Here is a 17,781-nt window from a genome sequence, read left to right as displayed (position 1 = left end):
TGATGTTGCGTTGCGCTGCGAGAAGGACTGTACAGGAGGGTGAGCCCGCCGGTCGAACTCACCCTCCGTGCGGGAGCCGTTACGGCACCGCGGCGTCGATCGCCTTCACGATCCGCTTGTCGGAGACGGCGTACGCCGTGCCCAGCGCGTGGGCGAAATAGCTGACCCGGAGCTCCTCGATCATCCAGCGGATGTCCAGGACCTGCTGGGGAACCGGCCGGCCCTTCGGCAGCTGCTCCAGCAGCCACGCGTACTCGTCCTGCATCTCGTGGACCTTCTCCATGCGGCTGGTGTCCCGCTGGACGCCGGTCGGCATCTGCTGGAGGCGCCGGTCCGCGGCCACCAGGTAGCGCATGAGGTCGGGCAGGCGGCGCAGCCCCGCCCAGGTCACGAAGCCGGGCTTCACGAGGGCGTCCAGCTGCTTCCGCACGTCCGCCAGGTTCGCGAGCAGCACGGGGCTGCGTACGCCCTTCAGGCGGCGCTCACAGGCCTGCCAGGCGGCCAGGACCTGCTGCACCTGGCCGACCGTCCGCACCGTCGTGTCGACGATCTCCGCGCGCACCTTGTCGTAGAGCTTCCGGTACGACTCCTCGTCCCAGGCCGGACCGCCGAAGTCGGCGATCAGCCGGTCCGCCGCCGCCATCGCGCAGTCGTCGAACAGGGCCTGGATCGAACCGTGCGGATTCGCGGACAGCGCGAGCTTCTGGGCGTTCGTCAGCTTCTCGGATGCGAACTTTGCCGGGTTGACCGGAATGGTGCGCAGGATCAGCCGACGCGTGCCCTTCCACATCGCCTCCGCCTGCTCCGCTTCCGTGTCGAAGAGGCGTACGGACACGGTGTCGCCGTCGTCGACGAGCGCCGGGTAGGCCTTCACCGGCTGGCCGGCGCGTCGGGTCTCGAAGACGCGGGCGAGCGAGCCGATCGTCCAGTCCGTCAGCCCCGAACGCTCCAGGGACTCGCCGCCCTGCCGTTCGGCGATGGCCGCGGCCGCCTGCGAGATGGCCTGTCGGGCCTTCGGTTTCAGCCGGAGCCTCAGCGTCTCGAGGTCCTTGTCCTCGGCCAGATTGCGGCGCCGCTCGTCGACGATCCGGAAGGTGATCCTCAGATGTTCGGGGAGCCGCGACCAGTCGAAGTCCTCGGCCTCGAACGGGACGCCGACCATGCGCTTCAGCTCACGCGCCATGGTCGTCGTGAGCGGCTCCTGGAGGGGCACCGCACTGTCCAGGAAGCGCTTCGCGAAGTTCGGCGCCGGTACGTAGTGGCGGCGGATCGGCTTGGGGAGGGAACGGATCAGCTCCGTGACGACCTCCTCCCGCAGACCCGGGATCTGCCAGTCGAAGCCCTCGTCCGTGACCTGGTTGAGGACCTGGAGCGGGATGTGGACGGTCACGCCGTCCGCGTCCGCGCCCGGCTCGAACTGGTACGTGACCCGGAACTTCAGCTGGCCCTGCCGCCAGGAGTCCGGATAGTCGGCCTTGGTGACCGCCTCCGCCGACTCCCGGATGAGCATTTCCCGCTCGAAGTCCAGGTGATCGGGCTGCTCGTGCCGCTTGTGCTTCCACCACGAGTCGAAGTGCGCGCCGGACACGACGTGTTCGGGCACCCGCTGGTCGTAGAAGTCGAACAGCGTCTCGTCGTCCACCACGATGTCCCGGCGCCGGGCACGGTGCTCCAGCTCCTCGACCTCGCTGAGGAGCCGGCGGTTGTCGGCGAAGAACTTGTGGTGCGTGCGCCAGTCGCCCTCGACCAGCGCGTTGCGGATGAACAGGTCGCGGGAGGTCTCCGGGTCGATCCGGCCGTAGTTGACCTTCCGCTGGGCGATGATCGGGACGCCGTACAGCGTGACCTTCTCGTCCGCCATGACGGCCGCCTGGTCCTTCTCCCAGCGCGGCTCGCTGTACGTCCGCTTCAGCAGGTGTCCGGCGAGCGGCTCGACCCACTCCGGCTCGATCCGCGCGTTGACGCGGGCCCAGAGACGGCTCGTCTCCACCAGCTCGGCGGACATCAGGAAACGCGGCTGCTTCTTGAAGAGGGCCGAGCCCGGGAAGATCGCGAACTTGGCGCTCCGCGCGCCCAGGTACTCGTTCTTGTTGCCGTCCTTCACGTCCTTCATGCCGATGTGCGAGAGCAGTCCGGCGAGGAGCGAGACATGGACACTCTGCTCGGGCGCGTCGTCCTCGTTCAGATGGATGCCCATCTGCTTGGCGACCGTGCGGAGCTGCGTGTAGATGTCCTGCCACTCACGGATGCGCAGGAAGTTCAGGTACTCCTGCTTGCACATACGCCGGAAGGAGGAGGAACCCCGCTCCTTCTGCTGCTCGCGGACGTACCGCCACAGGTTGAGATAGGCGAGGAAGTCGCTCGTCTCGTCCTTGAAGCGGGCGTGCTGCTGGTCGGCCTGGGTCTGCTTGTCGGCCGGGCGCTCACGCGGGTCCTGGATGGACAGCGCGGCGGCTATCACCATGACCTCGCGCACACAGCCGTTCTTGTCGGCCTCCAGGACCATGCGGGCGAGGCGCGGGTCGACGGGCAGCTGCGCCAGCTTGCGGCCGGTCTGGGTGAGCCGCCGGCGGGGGTCCTTCTCGGACGGGTCCAGCGCGTTCAGTTCCTGGAGCAGCTGCACACCGTCGCGGATGTTGCGGTGGTCCGGCGGGTCGAGGAAGGGGAACTTCTCGATGTCGCCGAGGCCCGCCGCGGTCATCTGGAGGATGACGCTCGCCAGGTTCGTACGGAGGATCTCCGCGTCCGTGAACTCCGGGCGGGCGAGGAAGTCGTCCTCGTCGTACAGCCGGATGCATACGCCGTCGCTGGTCCGGCCGCAGCGGCCCTTGCGCTGGTTGGCGCTGGCCTGCGAGATCGCCTCGATGGGCAGGCGCTGGACCTTGGTGCGGTGGCTGTAGCGGCTGATGCGGGCGAAGCCGGGGTCGATGACGTACTTGATGCCCGGGACGGTCAGGGACGTCTCGGCCACGTTCGTCGCCAGAACGATCCTGCGGCCCGTGTGCTGCTGGAAGACCCGGTGCTGCTCGGCGTGCGAGAGCCGGGCGTAGAGGGGCAGTACCTCGGTGAAGCGGTACTTCTTCTTCTCCAGCGCGTCGGCCGTGTCCCGGATCTCCCGTTCGCCGGAGAGGAAGACGAGGATGTCGCCCTTCCCCTCGCCCATGAGCTCTTCCACGGCGTCGGTGATCGCGGTGATCTGGTCGCGGTCGACGTCCTCGGAGTCCTCTTCGAGGAGCGGCCGGTAACGGACCTCCACCGGGTACGTCCGCCCGCTGACCTCGACGATCGGGGCGTCGCCGAAGTGCCGGGAGAAACGCTCCGGGTCGATGGTCGCGGAGGTGATGACGACCTTGAGGTCCGGGCGGCGGGGGAGCAACTGGGCGAGATAGCCCAGCAGGAAGTCGATGTTGAGGGACCGCTCGTGGGCCTCGTCGATGATGATCGTGTCGTAGGCGTGCAGCTCACGGTCGGTCTGGATCTCCGCGAGGAGGATGCCGTCCGTCATCAGCTTCACGAAGGTGGCGTCGGGGTTCACCTGGTCGGTGAACCGCACCTTCCAGCCGACGGCCTCGCCGAGGGGCGTGGCGAGTTCCTCGGCGACGCGCTCGGCGACGGTGCGGGCGGCGATCCGACGGGGCTGGGTGTGCCCGATCATGCCGCGGACACCGCGCCCCAGCTCGAGACAGATCTTGGGGATCTGGGTGGTCTTGCCGGACCCGGTCTCACCGGCGACGATGACGACCTGGTGATCACGGATGGCGGCCGCGATCTCGTCCTTCTTCTGGCTGACCGGGAGCTGCTCCGGGTACGAGACGGCGGGTACCCGGCCGCGCCGCAGCACCATCCGCTCCTCGACCCGGGCGACCTCCGCCTCGATCTCGGTGAGGACGGCGGCACGGGCCTCCGGCTTGCGGATCTTGCGCGCGCCTTCGAGCCTGCGCCCGAGCCGGTGCGCGTCGCGCAGGGACAGCTCGGTCAGGCGGGGGGCGAGGTCGCCGAGGGCGGGAGTACCCGGAACGGAGGCGCCGGGAGTGGGGTGCGTAGACATACGCGATCCAGGATCTCATCTTGGCGAAAGAAGGGGCGAGTGCTTTTGGGGCTGCCCCGCCCTCCGCACATCGACAAAAACCCCCTCCGGTCACCCGGAGAGGGTCTTCGTTCTTGTGGCTGGGGCCGGGGTCGAACCGGCGACCTATCGCTTTTCAGGCGATCGCTCGTACCAACTGAGCTACCCAGCCACGAGGTTTCACGTGAAACCTCAGCGGTCCTGACGGGATTTGAACCCGCGGCCTCCACCTTGACAGGGTGGCGAGCACTCCAAACTGCTCCACAGGACCCAGCTGTTGTGTACGACAGTGTCGCACACGGTGTTGCGTGCCCCCAACGGGATTCGAACCCGTGCTACCGCCTTGAAAGGGCGGCGTCCTAGGCCGCTAGACGATGAGGGCTATCGGCCCGCCTGGGCGCTTCTCAGCGCGTCGGGGACGTCATGAGCATATGGGATGGCGGGGGGTATCGCCAAAACGGTTTACGGGGTCGTCCTGGAGGGGGTTCCGGACGGGCCGGTCGACGGGCCGAGCGGCGGGCTGGGGGAGGGAGTCGGGGAGGGGCTCGGGGACGGTACGGCCCCCGGCAGGTTCTCCTTCGGGAGGTGGCGGCTGACCTCGGCCGTCGTCAGGCCCAGACCGCCGAGCTTGATCTCGTCCCAGGCCTGGAGGTGGCGGGTGTCGCGGTCGAAGTAGAGGATCGACGCCTCGATGGGGTCCGGGTACTTGCCCTCGACGGCACGCAGACCGCTGCCGCCCGTGGAGCCCTCGACGCGCAGCCGCGTGCCCTTCTTCATGACCTCCATGTCCTCGTGGTGGAGGTGGCCGGCCAGTACGAGGGGCACCTCGCCGTCCGTGCCCCGGGCGGCGGAGGGCTCGTGGGCGATGGCCACGTCCGCCGGGGTGCCGGCGGTCCGCTGGGCGCGCAGGGCCGCGGCCAGCCGGGCGCCGGCCGTCTCCTGGGACTCCTCGGCGCCGGACGCGGCGGAGCGGTCGGGGGTGAACTGGGGGTCGCCGATGCCCGCGAAGCGCAGCCCGGCGAGGGTGACCGCGCGGCCGTCGTCCAGGACGTGCACGTTCTTCATGCCCTCCAGATAGCGCTGGGTGACGAGCGAGTCGTGGTTGCCCCTGACCCAGACGTACGGCGCGCCCAGCGTGGCGATGGGGTCCAGGAAGCCGTTCTCCGCCGCGGAACCGTGGTCCATCGTGTCGCCGGAGTCGACGATCACATCGACCTTGTACTGCTCCACGAGCGAGGCGATGATCTTCCAGCTCGCGGGGTTCAGATGGATGTCGGACACGTGCAGGACACGGACCGTGGTCGGGTCCGGCTGGAAGGCGGGGAGCGTGGAGGTGACGTCGTAGAGCTTGGTCACGTTGGTGACCAGGCGGGCGAGCTCCTGCTGGTAGACGTCGAACTCGGTGACGATGCTGCGTGCGTTGCCGACGAGCGAGGGCGCGGAGGACAGCAGGCCCGAGAACCGCGGCTCCAGTACCGACTTGGGGTTCCAGGTGGCGTACGCGGTCGCGCCCGAGGCGGCCAGCAGGGTGAGGGCGAGACCGCCGGCGGCGAGGGCGCGGCGGGGGCGGCGGTAGACGGCGAGGCCGAGCGCGGTGGCGCCGGAGACCACGGCGACGCAGGAGCGGACGGCGAGGTCGAGGGTGCCGTGCTCGATGTCACGGGCGACCTCGTCCTGGAGGCCGGACAGGCGTTCGGGATGGTCGACGAGGGCCTGGGAGCGCTCGGGGTCGAGCTGGTCGACGTTCACGTCGAGGCGGACCGGGGCGATGTGGCTGTCCAGGCTGAGCGCGCCCAGCGGGGAGATGTTGATCTTCGTGCCGCCGGTGACGGACGGGCGCAGCGTCATCGTCGTGTTCATGGGGCCGACGGACACGCGGACGTCCCCGACGATCAGCAGGCCGAGCCAGGCGCCGAGGAGGACGACGGCGGTCAGGCCGAGAGCGCGGATCCAGGGGTTGGGCCGGGCGGCGAGTTCGGGGACCGGGTTCCCGCGCCCGGCGGGCTCGGGACGCTTCAGGACTGCGGTGGGGAGACGGGCGCGGACCATTGGTGCCCTATGCCCCGGTCCGGGCGTTGGTATGCGGACGGTTCGTGACCTCCCCCCGACCGCGTCGTACCGGACAATGGGCCTGTGCTGGAGATGACGCGTGAGGAGTTCGAGGAACTGGTCGCCGAGGCCCTGGACCGTATTCCGCCGGAGTTGACGCGGCTGATGGACAACGTCGCGGTGTTCGTCGAGGACGAACCGGCGGCGGACGATCCCGAGCTGCTCGGGCTGTACGAGGGGACTCCGCTGACGGACCGCGGGGAGTGGTACGCCGGCGTGCTGCCGGACCGGATCACGATCTACCGGGGGCCGACGCTGCGGATGTGCAAGACGCGGGAGGAGGTCGTCGCCGAGACGGAGGTCACGGTGGTGCACGAGATCGCCCACCACTTCGGCATCGACGACGCCCGGCTGCACGCGCTCGGCTACGGCTGAGCCGTACGGCACAGGGGCGCGCGTCGGCGCGTGTCTTCTTGCGGGCGCCGGGAGTTGGACAGGTCGACTCCCTGTGCCTGCCCCGGAGGTGGCCCCGTGCGCCCCTTGTACGTACCCGTTCGTCTGGCCGCGACGGTCCTGGCCGTCGCCGCGGCCGCCGGCTGTATGAGCGTGGGGCACGAGGGGGGCGGTCGGCCCGAACCGTCGCACTCGGCGGGCCGGCGCGGCGGTGAGGCCCCGGGCGGGGGCTCGGCGGGCGCCGGGGGCGGTTTCGGGATGGACGCGGCGGCCGGCGACGGCAAGCACGGGCGCGGGAAGGGCGGCAAGGGCAGAGCGAGCGCCTCGGCGTCGGCCTCGGCCCCGCCGTCGGCGGGCCGGAGCGCGCCGGCCTCGGCGGGGGCGGTGCGGCCGGGCAGGAGCGAGCAGCCGGGGGCGCCGACGCCGACCGGGGCGCAGCCGCCCGCGCCCACCCGCTCGCCGGACCCGGAGCCGCCCGCGCCCACGCCGGAGCCGCCGTCGCCCGTGCCGGAGCCGACGGTCGCCGAGCCGTCGTCCTCGGCGCACGAGGGTGACGGAGGGCCGGCGGCGCAGCTGGGGGACCTGGAACCGGCGCCGGAGGCGGGCTCGCCCGCCTAGAGCAGGTGTCCTGTCCCGGGTGGCCGTCCGTCTGGCCGTCCGTCTGGCAGTGCGCCTGTCCGTCTGTCCGTCCGGCTCGCGCAGATCCCTCGGTGGGGACCCTTCGGCGCAGCCCCTCCGCCTCGGGTGCTTCGCGCCGGGCTCTCCGTCCCGGGCTCTCCGTCCCGGGCTCTCCGCTCCGGGCCGGGAGGGCCGCTGAGCTGCGGTGATGGGACCCGGTTTGCCTTCGGTGGTCAGGGTGCTTATAGTGGTAGATCGTTTGATCCCATTTGCCCGGCGCCACCGCAGAGCGCGCCGTGTGGCGCGTACTCTCCCTTGCCGTGGCTGACCGCATAGAGGCGGTCGTAGTGCAATGCGAACACGGAGTTGACGGGCGCGTGCCGACTTGAGACTCCGGAAGGTTTCGCATTCGCATGTCCATTTTCAGTACTGATCACTCCGTCGTGTCCGAGAACAACGACGAGCCGATCACCCTCGAGGCGATCGAGGTCACGGAGACCGTCGAGATCGTCGAGGCCGCCGAGGCCGTCGACGAGACGCCCGAGGCCCCCAAGACCCCCGAGCTCTCCTTCGCCGACCTCGGGCTCCCCGAGGGCGTCGTGCGCAAGCTCGCGCAGAACGGCGTGACCAGCCCCTTCCCGATCCAGGCCGCGACCATCCCGGACGCCCTGGCCGGCAAGGACATCCTCGGCCGTGGCCGCACCGGCTCCGGCAAGACCCTCTCGTTCGGTCTGCCGCTGCTGGCGTCGCTGTCCGGCGGTCACACCGACAAGAAGAAGCCCCGCGGCATCATCCTCACGCCGACGCGTGAGCTCGCGATGCAGGTCGCGGACGCGCTTCAGCCGTACGGCGACGTACTCGGCCTCAAGATGAAGGTCGTCTGCGGCGGTACGTCCATGAGCAACCAGATGTACGCCCTGGAGCGTGGCGTCGACGTCCTCGTCGCCACCCCGGGCCGTCTGCGCGACCTCATCAACCGCGGCGCCTGCTCGCTCGAGAACGTCCAGGTCGCCGTGCTCGACGAGGCCGACCAGATGTCCGACCTGGGCTTCCTGCCCGAGGTCACCGAGCTGCTCGACCAGATCCCGGGCGGCGGCCAGCGCATGCTGTTCTCGGCCACGATGGAGAACGAGATCTCCACGCTGGTCAAGCGCTACCTGAGCAACCCGGTCACGCACGAGGTCGACAGCGCCCAGGGCAACGTCACGACCATGTCGCACCACATCCTCATCGTGAAGCCCAAGGACAAGGCGCCGGTCACCGCCGCGATCGCCTCCCGCAAGGGCCGCACGATCATCTTCGTCCGCACCCAGCTCGGCGCCGACCGTATCGCCGAGCAGCTCTGCGACTCCGGTGTGAAGGCCGACGCGCTGCACGGCGGTATGACGCAGGGCGCGCGCACCCGCGTGCTCGAGGACTTCAAGAAGGGCTACGTCAACGCGCTCGTCGCAACCGACGTCGCCGCTCGCGGTATCCACGTCGACGGCATCGACCTGGTCCTGAACGTGGACCCGGCCGGCGACCACAAGGACTACCTGCACCGCGCGGGCCGCACCGCCCGGGCCGGCCGCACCGGCACGGTCGTCTCCCTCTCGCTGCCGCACCAGCGCCGTCAGATCTTCCGTCTGATGGAGGACGCGGGCGTCGACGCCGGGCGTCACATCATCCAGGGCGGCGCCGCCTTCGAGCCGGAGGTCGCCGAGATCACCGGCGCCCGCTCGATGACGGAGGTCCAGGCCGAGTCCGCGGGCAACGCGGCGCAGCAGGCCGAGCGTGAGGTCTCGCAGCTCACCAAGGAGCTGGAGCGTGCGCAGCGACGCGCGACCGAGCTGCGCGAGGACGCCGACCGTCTGGTGGCCCGCGTGGCGCGTGAGCGTGGCGAGGACCCGGAGGCGGCCGTCGTCGCGGCCGCCGAGGCGGTCGTGGAGCAGAACGCCGTGGCGGAGGCTCCGGCCGAGGCCGCGGTCTCCGAGCAGCCCGCGTTCGAGCAGCCGCGTCAGCGCCGTGACGAGCGGGGCAACTACGAGCGCCGTGACGACCGTGGTGGCCGCTCCTTCGAGCGCCGCGACAACGACCGTGGCGGCTTCAACCGTGACGACCGCGGTGGCTTCAACCGTGACCGCCGTGACGGCGAGCGTGGCGGGTTCCGCCGTGACGACCGTGGCGGCGCCGGCCGTGACGACCGTGGTGGCCGTTCCTTCGAGCGTCGTGACGACCGCGGTGGCTTCAACCGCGACCGCCGTGACGACCGTGGCGGCGCCGGCCGTGACGACCGTGGCGGCCGTTCCTTCGAGCGTCGTGACGAGCGTCCCGCGGGCGGTTTCAACCGTGACCGTCGCGACGACCGCCGTGACGACCGTCGTGACGAGCGCCCCTCCGGTGGCTTCCGCCGCGACGAGCGTCCCACGGGCGGTTTCAACCGTGACCGTCGTGACGAGCGCCCCTCCGGCGGCTTCCGCCGCGACGACCGTCAGTCGGGCGGTTTCAACCGTGACCGTCGCGACGAGCGTCCGTCCACCCACCGTGGCAGCGACCGTCCGTTCAACCGTGACCGTCGTGACGACCGTCCGTCCACCCACCGTGGCAGCGACCGTCCGTTCGGCCGCCGTGACGACCACCGCGGCACCGGCACCGGCACCGGCTCCGGTACGACCGGCCGCCGCGACGACAAGCCGCGCTGGAAGCGCAACGGCTGACGTCGGCTCAGGTGAGTGAACGCCGTGGCCCCCACCGAACACCGGTGGGGGCCACGGCGTTCTCGCGTCTGCTGGTAACCCCTTTCTCCGGGGCTGTGGGGCGACTGTAGGATCAGCCGACTTGTGAGACGGGTGGGAAGGCCGGGGGGCCGCGGACGCCGAAGAGGCGCCCAGTCCGATCCGTCTCCGTCCTGTTCCCGGGGAGGGACCCTCTTGGCTCGCCATGGCTCCGCACGCCTGCGTCTTGTCGCCGCCTCCGCCGTCCTGGCGGCGGGGCTGACCCCGTTGCTGCCGTCCACGGCGGTCGCGGACACGCCGCAGGAGACGGTGGTGCCGGCGTCACTGCGCGACACCTATACGACGGCGACGCTCCAGTCGTCGACCCACGGCAGCCACGACGCGGTCGGCGCGCAGGGGGTCTTCCACAGCCTGGAGGGCACCAGCGGCCTGCTGTGGACGCGATACGCGGACGGCGAGTCGGTACGCGTGCCGACGGCGCCCGCGGGGACGGTGGGGATGCCGACCGGCTCCGATGTCCTGGCGTACCACCACAGCGACGGCCGGGTCGACTTCTGGGACGCGTCCGACGGCTCCACTCGAAGCCTCCAGGTCCCGGACGGGCTGGGTTACCTCACGTCCTACGACAACCTGACGGTGGCCTTCAAGAACGTGCGCACCGAGGACGGCACGGTCGGCCGGGTCATCCATCTGCTGACGCCGGGGCCCGACGGGACCACCGTGGACCGGACGATCACGGGAGGACCGGCCGGTCTCGTCCTCGGACTGGGCGCGGCGGCGGACGCGCGGACGCTGTACCTGCGCGGCTCCGTGGACGGTCAGATGGGCCTGGTCGCCGTGGACCGCGCGTCCAGCGAGGTGCGCGGCTGGAGCGGCCCGATCCCCACCGGGTACACCAACACGAACCTGGGCGGTGGACACGTCGTCGTCTTCGCCCAGGACAAGGCGTCGGTCCTGGTGTTCCCGCGGGAACTCTCGGCGGCCCCCGTCGAGGTGGCGCTCAAGGGCGTCAGCGACGGGGTGAACGCGGCCCGGGACCTGGCCCTCGTCGGCGACTGGCTGGTCAACGGGACGTCCTCGACGACCGCGCAGCCCCTCGCCGGCGGCGAACCGGTGACCTTGCTCCGGTCCTCGGCGTACGGGACCGGCGCGGGGCCCGACGGCACGGCCGTGAAGATCGGCCGCACGGGCGCCGACGACTGGGGCATCCAGCGCATCACCCCGGGCGCGGACGGCGGCCCGCCCGTCGTCACGCCGGTCAAGGCCCTGCCCAGACCGCCGTTGACGATCCAGGGGATCTCCCTGGACCAGGGACGGCTCGTCGTTCTGGACCACTACGGCACCGGTGCGCGCTCAGCCCGGGTACGGACCGTCGCCCCGTCCGGTACCCCCTCGTTCGGCGAGCGCGGCAGGATCACCACCTCCACCTCCCTCCCCATGGCCGACTGCGCCGCCGATGCCGCCTGCGCCCCGGTCAGGGGCCTGGCCGACGGCCGTATCGCCTGGCTCGCACGCGACGGGGCCACGAATGCGATCGAGATCGACGGGCCGGACACGGGTGACGGCTGGGGCCGCCCCGGGCTGCCCAAGGACGGGCAGATCACCGACGTCTCGGGCCGCTACCTGCTCTACACGGGATCCGGTGAGCAGTACGTGTACCGGATCGACAGCGTCGACGCCCCTCCCCTCGTCACCCGCGCCCCCGGGCCGGCCGCCCTGTCCGGCAACATCCTGTGGACGACCGGCACCACCCCGGGCAGTGTCACCGCGTACGACCTGACGGCCGGGAGGACGACCGAGAACCTCGTCACCGACGCGGGCTGCGCGCCCACCGAACTCCAGGCGCTGGGCCGTTGGCTGTACTGGACGTGCGAGGGCCGGGCGGGCGTCTACGACCGCACGGCGAAGAGGTCCGTGCCGGTGCCGGCCGACGAGGCCGAGCTCGGCGACGGGTACGTCGTGACCCACGACAAGCAGGCCGGGAAGCTGACGCTGACGACGGTCGCGGACGGCACCCCCTCCGGCCGGGTCATCGGCGACCTGCCCGACACGGGCGTCTCCCAGCGGGACGTGCGCTGGACGGTCGACGAGTCCGGTGGGAACGCCGCCTACGTCGACGGCCAGGAGCGCGTGCACCTCGTCCCGTCCGGCGTGCCGCAGCAGCCGCTGAGTCTGCTGGACGCGGCACGGAGCGCCACGGAGGTCTCCCCGACGACGTCGCCCGTCCTCACCGACGTGCTGCTGTCGAAGCCGGCCGCGGGCTGGACCCTGACGGTGCGTGACAAGGCGACCGGCAAGGTGGTCGGCGGCACGGACGGCGGCGCCCTGCGCGGCGAGTTGCAGGTTCCCTGGAGCACCGGCATCACGGCCGGGGCGTTCCTGCCCAACGGCTTCTACGACTGGACGCTCTCGGTCACGCCCGCGGACGGCGTCGGCGCCCCCTTGCAGACGCGGGGCACCGTCCGGATGGTGCGCGGCAACCCGGTGTTCCACGACTACGTGGGTACGGCGGCGAAGCCGGACGGAGTCGGAGACCTGCTCACCGTCCCCCGTCCGGGCACTCTGACCTACCAACAGGGCACGGGCAAGGGCACGTTCTCGGGGCAGGTCAGCGGTGCGGGCTGGCCGAAGGACATCAAGGCGGTGCCGATCGGCGATCTGAGCGGCGACCGCTGCAACGACGTCCTCGTACGGCTGAGCAGCGGGGCGCTGCGGCTGTACCGGACGGGCTGCGGCGCGGCGCTGTCGCCCGCGGCGCCGTACACGACGGTCGGCACCACCGGCTGGACCCAGTTCGACGTCCTGACCTCGCCGGGTGACGTCACCAAGGACGGCCGTCCCGACCTGATCGCCCGCAACCCGTCGACCGGCAGGGTCTACCTCTACAAGGGGACGGCCGCCGGGAAGCTGGCGGCGCCCGTGAAGCTCTACGACAACTGGAAGACGTACAAGAAGATCATCGGTGTCGGTGACCTCAACGGGGACGGCATCGGTGACCTGATCGCCCAGGACAGGTCGAACAACCTGTACCGCTACATCGGGACCGGCAAGGGGACCTTCACGGCGAGGGTGAAGCTGTTCGCGAACTGGGGGGCCTCGTACGACGCGGTCGCCGGGGCCGGGGACATCACGGGGGACGGGAAGGCGGACCTGGTGGTGCGGGACACCGCGGGCGGGCTGTACCGGCTGCCCGGCACCGGGACGGGCACGTTCGGGGCGCGGGTCAAGATCGGCGCCGGCTGGCAGAACTACAAGGGCATTTTCTAGCCAAGTTGTGACGTGTGTCACGCCCTCGGCCGGGGAATTGCTGGGGGCATGACAGATGACGGCACAGCGGGCCGGCAGGCTCCCGGGAAACTCTCGGACGAAGAGCTGCTGGCCGAACTCGGTTACACCCAGGTCCTCGCCCGCCGCATGTCGGCGTTCTCCAACTACGCGGTCTCCTTCACGATCATCTCGGTCCTGTCGGGCTGCCTGACGCTGTACCTGTTCGGCATGAACACGGGCGGCCCGGCGGTGATCACCTGGGGCTGGGTCGCCGTGGGGCTGATGACCCTGTTCGTCGGCCTGTCCATGGCCGAGATCTGTTCGGCGTACCCGACGTCGGCGGGCCTGTACTTCTGGGCGCACCGGCTGGCGCCCCCGAGATCGGCGGCGGCCTGGGCCTGGTTCACGGGCTGGTTCAACGTGCTCGGCCAGGTGGCCGTGACGGCGGGCATCGACTTCGGCGCCGCCTCCTTCCTCGGCGCCTATCTGAACCTCCAGTTCGACTTCGAGGTCACCCCCGGCCGGACCGTCCTGCTCTTCGCCGGGATCCTGGTGCTGCACGGCCTGCTGAACACCTTCGGGGTGCGGATCGTCGCCCTTCTCAACAGCGTGAGCGTGTGGTGGCACGTGCTGGGCGTGGGCGTCATCGTCGGGGCGCTGGCCTTCGTCCCCGACAAGCACCAGTCGACGTCCTTCGTGTTCGGCGAGTTCGTCAACAACACCGGCTGGGGCAGCGGGGTGTACGTCGTCCTGCTCGGCCTGCTGATGGCGCAGTACACCTTCACCGGCTACGACGCCTCCGCCCATATGACCGAGGAGACGCACGACGCGTCGACCGCCGGCCCCAAGGGCATCGTGCAGTCCATCTGGACCTCGTGGATCGCGGGCTTCGTGCTGCTCCTCGGCTTCACGTACGCCATCCAGTCCTACGACGCCGCGCTCGCCTCCCCGACCGGCGCGCCGCCCGCCCAGATCCTGCTCGACGCGCTCGGCGCGACCGCCGGCAAGCTGCTGCTGCTCGTGGTGATCGGCGCCCAGCTGTTCTGCGGGATGGCGTCGGTGACGGCCAACAGCCGCATGATCTACGCCTTCTCGAGGGACGGCGCGCTGCCGTACTCGCGCATCTGGCACACGGTCAGCCCGCGTACCCGCACACCCGTCGCGGCGGTCTGGCTGGCGGCCGGCGGGGCGCTGGTGCTGGGCCTGCCGTACCTGATCAACGTGACCGCGTACGCGGCCGTCACCTCGATCGCCGTCATCGGCCTCTACATCGCGTACGTCATCCCGACCCTGCTGCGCATCCGCAAGGGCGACGCCTTCGCGCGGGGGCCGTGGCACCTGGGCCGCTGGTCGAAGGCGATCGGCGTGGTGTCGGTGGCGTGGGTGGCCGTCATCACCGTCCTGTTCATGCTGCCCCAGGTCTCCCCGGTCACCTGGGAGACCTTCAACTACGCCCCGGTCGCCGTCCTGGTCGTGCTGGGCTTCGCCGGGGTGTGGTGGCAGGTCTCCGCCCGGAACTGGTTCCTCAACCCCGAGCACGAACGGACCATCGCCCGCGAGGCGTCACGGGCGGGGGCGCCCGCCGAACTGCCCGAACAGTGACCGATCCCGATCGCTTCGCGTCGACCGGCGCGCCCGTGTCTCCGATACCCGATCGGAGACACGGCCGCGTCCGGCTATGCTCGGGGAGGCAACATCGCCTGGGCCCTTAGCTCAATTGGCAGAGCAGTGGACTTTTAATCCATTGGTTGTGGGTTCGAGTCCCACAGGGCCTACCGGTTGCAGGCGGGGGACACCCCCCTTTCGGCCTGCGGTGCAGCGCCCGGGTCGACTTCGGTCGACCCGGGCGCTGCTTCCGTTCCGGCCCGGTGCTGAGCGCTGTCCGGGCGGGCCGGCGGGTCAGTGGTCCGAGTAGCTGAAGTCGCCGATGGTCCAGGCGCTGACGTCCTCGATCGCGACGCGGTACATCCCGCCCGTCTCCGGGATCCCCACCGTGCCCTGCAGGATCCGGGCGACGTGGAAGTGCAGATGGGTGGGCGGTCCGTCCCTCTTCGCGGAGGTGTCGAAGACGGCGGAGAACTCGCCGAGGTGGGCGGAGTTCGTCAGCACCTCCGACACCCGCTGCCTCCACATGGACTCGGGAGCCAGTCGACCGGTGATGACCGCACCACCGGTGACCACGGTGAGAGGCATCTGATTGCTCTGCTCCGACTCCACAAGGGCGGCGATGTCAACGATCAGCTCGTCAGGCTTCGGCATGGGATCGGATTCTATGCACCGGCCCGTCGGAGGCGGGCCGAAGCGGACGGCCGGGGTCGGCGGACGGCCGGCGAAACGGCGATGCGGAGCCTGCCGCCGGATCCCCCGCAGGATCCCCCGCCGGGTCCCCCTCCGTACCCCCTGGACCTGCGGAGCCTTCGGGCTCACATGAGCGGCGGGCCCTGCGCGACCTGGGCGGGAGTACCGTGGCGGTACCGAGCGCACCTCGCACGCCGTCATCCGTTTCGGCGTCGCCCTCGGGGAACGGCAATGCCGGAACACATCGTGTCCGGTCGGAAATGAGCCGCCCCACATGAGCCTGATGAGCCTCGGAGTACTCGCCTCCTCCCGCAAGGAGAACGAGTTCCGCCTCCCGCTGCACCCCCGCCACCTCGACCGGCTCGCCCCGGACGTGCGCGAGCGGATCTACCTCGAACAGGGCTACGGCCTCCGGTTCGGCGTCGCCGACGACGCGCTGCGACCACTCGTGGCCGGCCTGCGCTCCCGCGAGCAACTCCTCGCCGAGTGCGACATCGTGCTGCTGCCCAAACCGATGCACGACGACATCGCCGAGCTGCGCGAGGGCCAGGTGCTGTGGGGATGGCCGCACTGCGTGCAGGACGAGAAGATGACCCAGATCGGCATCGACCGACGGCTGACCCTGATCGCCTGGGAGGCCATGAACCACTGGACCTCCACGGGCGCCTTCAGCGTCCACGTGTTCCACAAGAACAACGAGCTCGCCGGCTACTGCTCGGTGCTGCACGCCCTCCAGCTCGGCGGGCTGACCGGCAGCTACGGGCGCCGCCTGCGCGCGGCGGTCATAAGCTTCGGCGCCACCGCGCGGGGGGCGGTCACGGGCCTGGGCGCCATGGGGGTCACCGACGTCACGGTGCTCACCCAGCGCGCCGCCGCGGCGGTGGCCTCGCCGATGCCCTCGGTCGTCATGGGCCACTTCGAGGAGCAGGAGGACGATCCGACGCGTCTGCGAGCCGTCACGGCGGCCGGTTCCCTGCCGCTCGCGGAGTACCTGGCCGGGTTCGACATCATCGTCAACTGTGTCCTGCAGGACACCGACGCGCCGCTCATGTTCGTCACGGAACGCGAACTCGCTCTGTTCCGGCCGGGGACCTTCTTCGTCGACGTCGCCTGCGACGAGGGCATGGGCTTCGAGTGGGCCCGCCCGACCACCTTCGGCGAGCCCATGCACGAGGTGGGGCCGGGCTGCCGGTACTACGGGGTGGACCACAGCCCGTCCCACCTGTGGAACTCCGCCACCTGGGAGATCAGCGAGGCGCTCCTTCCCTACCTGCGCAAGGTCATGAGCGGCCCCGCGGCGTGGGACGCCGACCCCACGGTCAGGAAGGCCATCGAGATCCGGGACGGCGTCGTCCAGAACCCGAAGATCCTCTCCTTCCAGCACCGGTCGGCCGCCTATCCGCATGCTCCCGAGGTGCCGGTGGATCCGCTGACCTCATAGGCCGTGGCGAACATGCCGATGTTCATTCGAACATCGGCATGGTAGAAATGCCGTCATGGATGTCGCAGACCGTCTCGACCTGACCCTTCGCCTCGTGCAGGGGCACGGCCAGGACCAAGGGCACGGCCGGGCGCCCGCGCGGGTCTCCGTCGCCGAGCTCGCACAGCGGCTCGGGGTCTCGGAGATGACCGTGCGCAGGGACCTGGACGTGCTGGAGCGGCAGGGGCTCGTGCGGCGGGTGCACGGCGGAGCCGTCGCCGGGCGCCCGCGCGAGGAGGGCGGCGGCTTCGAGGCCCGGCAGGCGTGGCAGGCGGCGACGAAGGACCGGCTCGGCGCGGCCGTCGCCGCACTCGTCGAGCCGGGGTCACGGGTGCTGCTGGACGCCGGCACCACCACCGTGCACGTGGCCGAACACCTCGCCGCGCGGGGCCCGTTGACCGTCGCCGTGCTCAGTCTCCAGGCGGCGCTGCGGCTGGCCGACCGGCCCGGCATCGATCTGCTGGTCGTCGGCGGCCGGTCCCGCCCGGGCGAGCGGTCCCTCGTCGGGCCGCTGGCCCTGCGCACCCTCGAGTCCCTGGCCTTCGACGTGTTCGTGATGTCGATCGGCGGGGTGCACGCCGTGCACGGCTGGTCGGAGTTCTCCCTCGAGGACGCGGCCGTCAAGCAGGCGGGGCTCGGTCAGGCGGCCCGTACCGTCGCCGTCGCCGACGCGACCAAGCTGGGCGTCCGCGCGTTCAGCCAGGTCGCCCCGCTCGACGCCGTGCACTCCTTCGTCACCGACGCCGCCGCCGCGGACCCCGCCACCCATCCCGGCGGCCCGCAGACCCTGGACGCCCTGCGTGAGGCGGGCGTCGAGACCCGGCTGGCCTGAACCC

At 70.9% G+C, this 17,781-nt stretch carries 10 protein-coding genes and 4 tRNA genes; 8 read left to right on the top strand and 6 right to left on the bottom strand.

Translation table 11 applies throughout. From position 1 onward, the window contains the following. Positions 1–79: 79 nt before the first annotated feature. From hrpA to ABT070_RS18450, 5 genes are all read right to left on the bottom strand, one after another. Positions 80–4,048, bottom strand: a complete 3,969-nt coding sequence (gene hrpA / locus ABT070_RS18470; RefSeq protein ID WP_351761540.1) for an ATP-dependent RNA helicase HrpA — start codon at positions 4,046–4,048, stop codon at positions 80–82. A gap of 116 nt (positions 4,049–4,164) precedes the next feature. Beyond that, positions 4,165–4,238, bottom strand: a tRNA-Phe gene (locus ABT070_RS18465). A gap of 24 nt (positions 4,239–4,262) precedes the next feature. Further along, positions 4,263–4,337, bottom strand: a tRNA-Asp gene (locus tag ABT070_RS18460). Positions 4,338–4,375: 38 nt separating this feature from the next. Then, positions 4,376–4,448 (bottom strand) — tRNA-Glu (locus ABT070_RS18455). An 80-nt stretch (positions 4,449–4,528) separates the two neighbouring features. After that, a complete protein-coding gene (locus ABT070_RS18450) occupies positions 4,529–6,115 on the bottom strand; it encodes a metallophosphoesterase family protein (protein ID WP_351761537.1) in 1,587 nt (528 codons plus the stop codon). Between the two features lie 84 nt (positions 6,116–6,199). Here ABT070_RS18450 and ABT070_RS18445 point away from each other — a divergent pair, with 84 nt between their 5' ends. From ABT070_RS18445 to ABT070_RS18420, 6 genes are all read left to right on the top strand, one after another. Next, positions 6,200–6,550 (top strand): metallopeptidase family protein, encoded by a 351-nt coding sequence (locus ABT070_RS18445; RefSeq protein ID WP_216377826.1) that lies wholly within the window; start codon positions 6,200–6,202, stop codon positions 6,548–6,550. A 96-nt stretch (positions 6,551–6,646) separates the two neighbouring features. Next, positions 6,647–7,186, top strand: a complete 540-nt coding sequence (locus tag ABT070_RS18440; protein ID WP_351761534.1) for a hypothetical protein — start codon at positions 6,647–6,649, stop codon at positions 7,184–7,186. Positions 7,187–7,599: 413 nt separating this feature from the next. Then, the gene (locus ABT070_RS18435; RefSeq protein WP_351761531.1) at positions 7,600–9,882 is read left to right on the top strand and encodes a DEAD/DEAH box helicase; all 2,283 of its coding nucleotides are present in this window, start codon (positions 7,600–7,602) and stop codon (positions 9,880–9,882) included. A 213-nt stretch (positions 9,883–10,095) separates the two neighbouring features. After that, positions 10,096–13,167 (top strand): FG-GAP repeat domain-containing protein, encoded by a 3,072-nt coding sequence (locus tag ABT070_RS18430; RefSeq protein ID WP_351761528.1) that lies wholly within the window; start codon positions 10,096–10,098, stop codon positions 13,165–13,167. A 48-nt stretch (positions 13,168–13,215) separates the two neighbouring features. Then, entirely contained in the window at positions 13,216–14,769 is a 1,554-nt protein-coding gene (locus tag ABT070_RS18425; RefSeq protein ID WP_351761525.1) for an amino acid permease, read from the top strand. A gap of 100 nt (positions 14,770–14,869) precedes the next feature. Beyond that, positions 14,870–14,942, top strand: a tRNA-Lys gene (locus ABT070_RS18420). Between the two features lie 124 nt (positions 14,943–15,066). On the opposite strand, the gene ABT070_RS18415 is transcribed toward ABT070_RS18420, so the two are convergent. After that, positions 15,067–15,426, bottom strand: coding sequence for a GvpU-like protein (locus ABT070_RS18415; RefSeq protein WP_351761522.1), 360 nt, complete (start codon positions 15,424–15,426; stop codon positions 15,067–15,069). Between the two features lie 313 nt (positions 15,427–15,739). Between ABT070_RS18415 and ABT070_RS18410 the strand changes: the two genes are divergently transcribed. Both ABT070_RS18410 and ABT070_RS18405 read left to right on the top strand, forming a co-directional pair. Next, a complete protein-coding gene (locus ABT070_RS18410) occupies positions 15,740–16,906 on the top strand; it encodes a N(5)-(carboxyethyl)ornithine synthase (protein ID WP_351761519.1) in 1,167 nt (388 codons plus the stop codon). A gap of 55 nt (positions 16,907–16,961) precedes the next feature. After that, positions 16,962–17,777, top strand: a complete 816-nt coding sequence (locus ABT070_RS18405) for a DeoR/GlpR family DNA-binding transcription regulator (RefSeq protein WP_351761516.1) — start codon at positions 16,962–16,964, stop codon at positions 17,775–17,777. Positions 17,778–17,781: the final 4 nt, after the last annotated feature.

It is taken from the genome of Streptomyces sp. NPDC002884 (assembly GCF_040295245.1).
Lineage (GTDB): Bacteria > Actinomycetota > Actinomycetes > Streptomycetales > Streptomycetaceae > Streptomyces.
The sequence above is the reverse complement of the archived record's forward strand: the minus strand, read 5'-3'. Positions and strand labels throughout refer to the sequence as shown.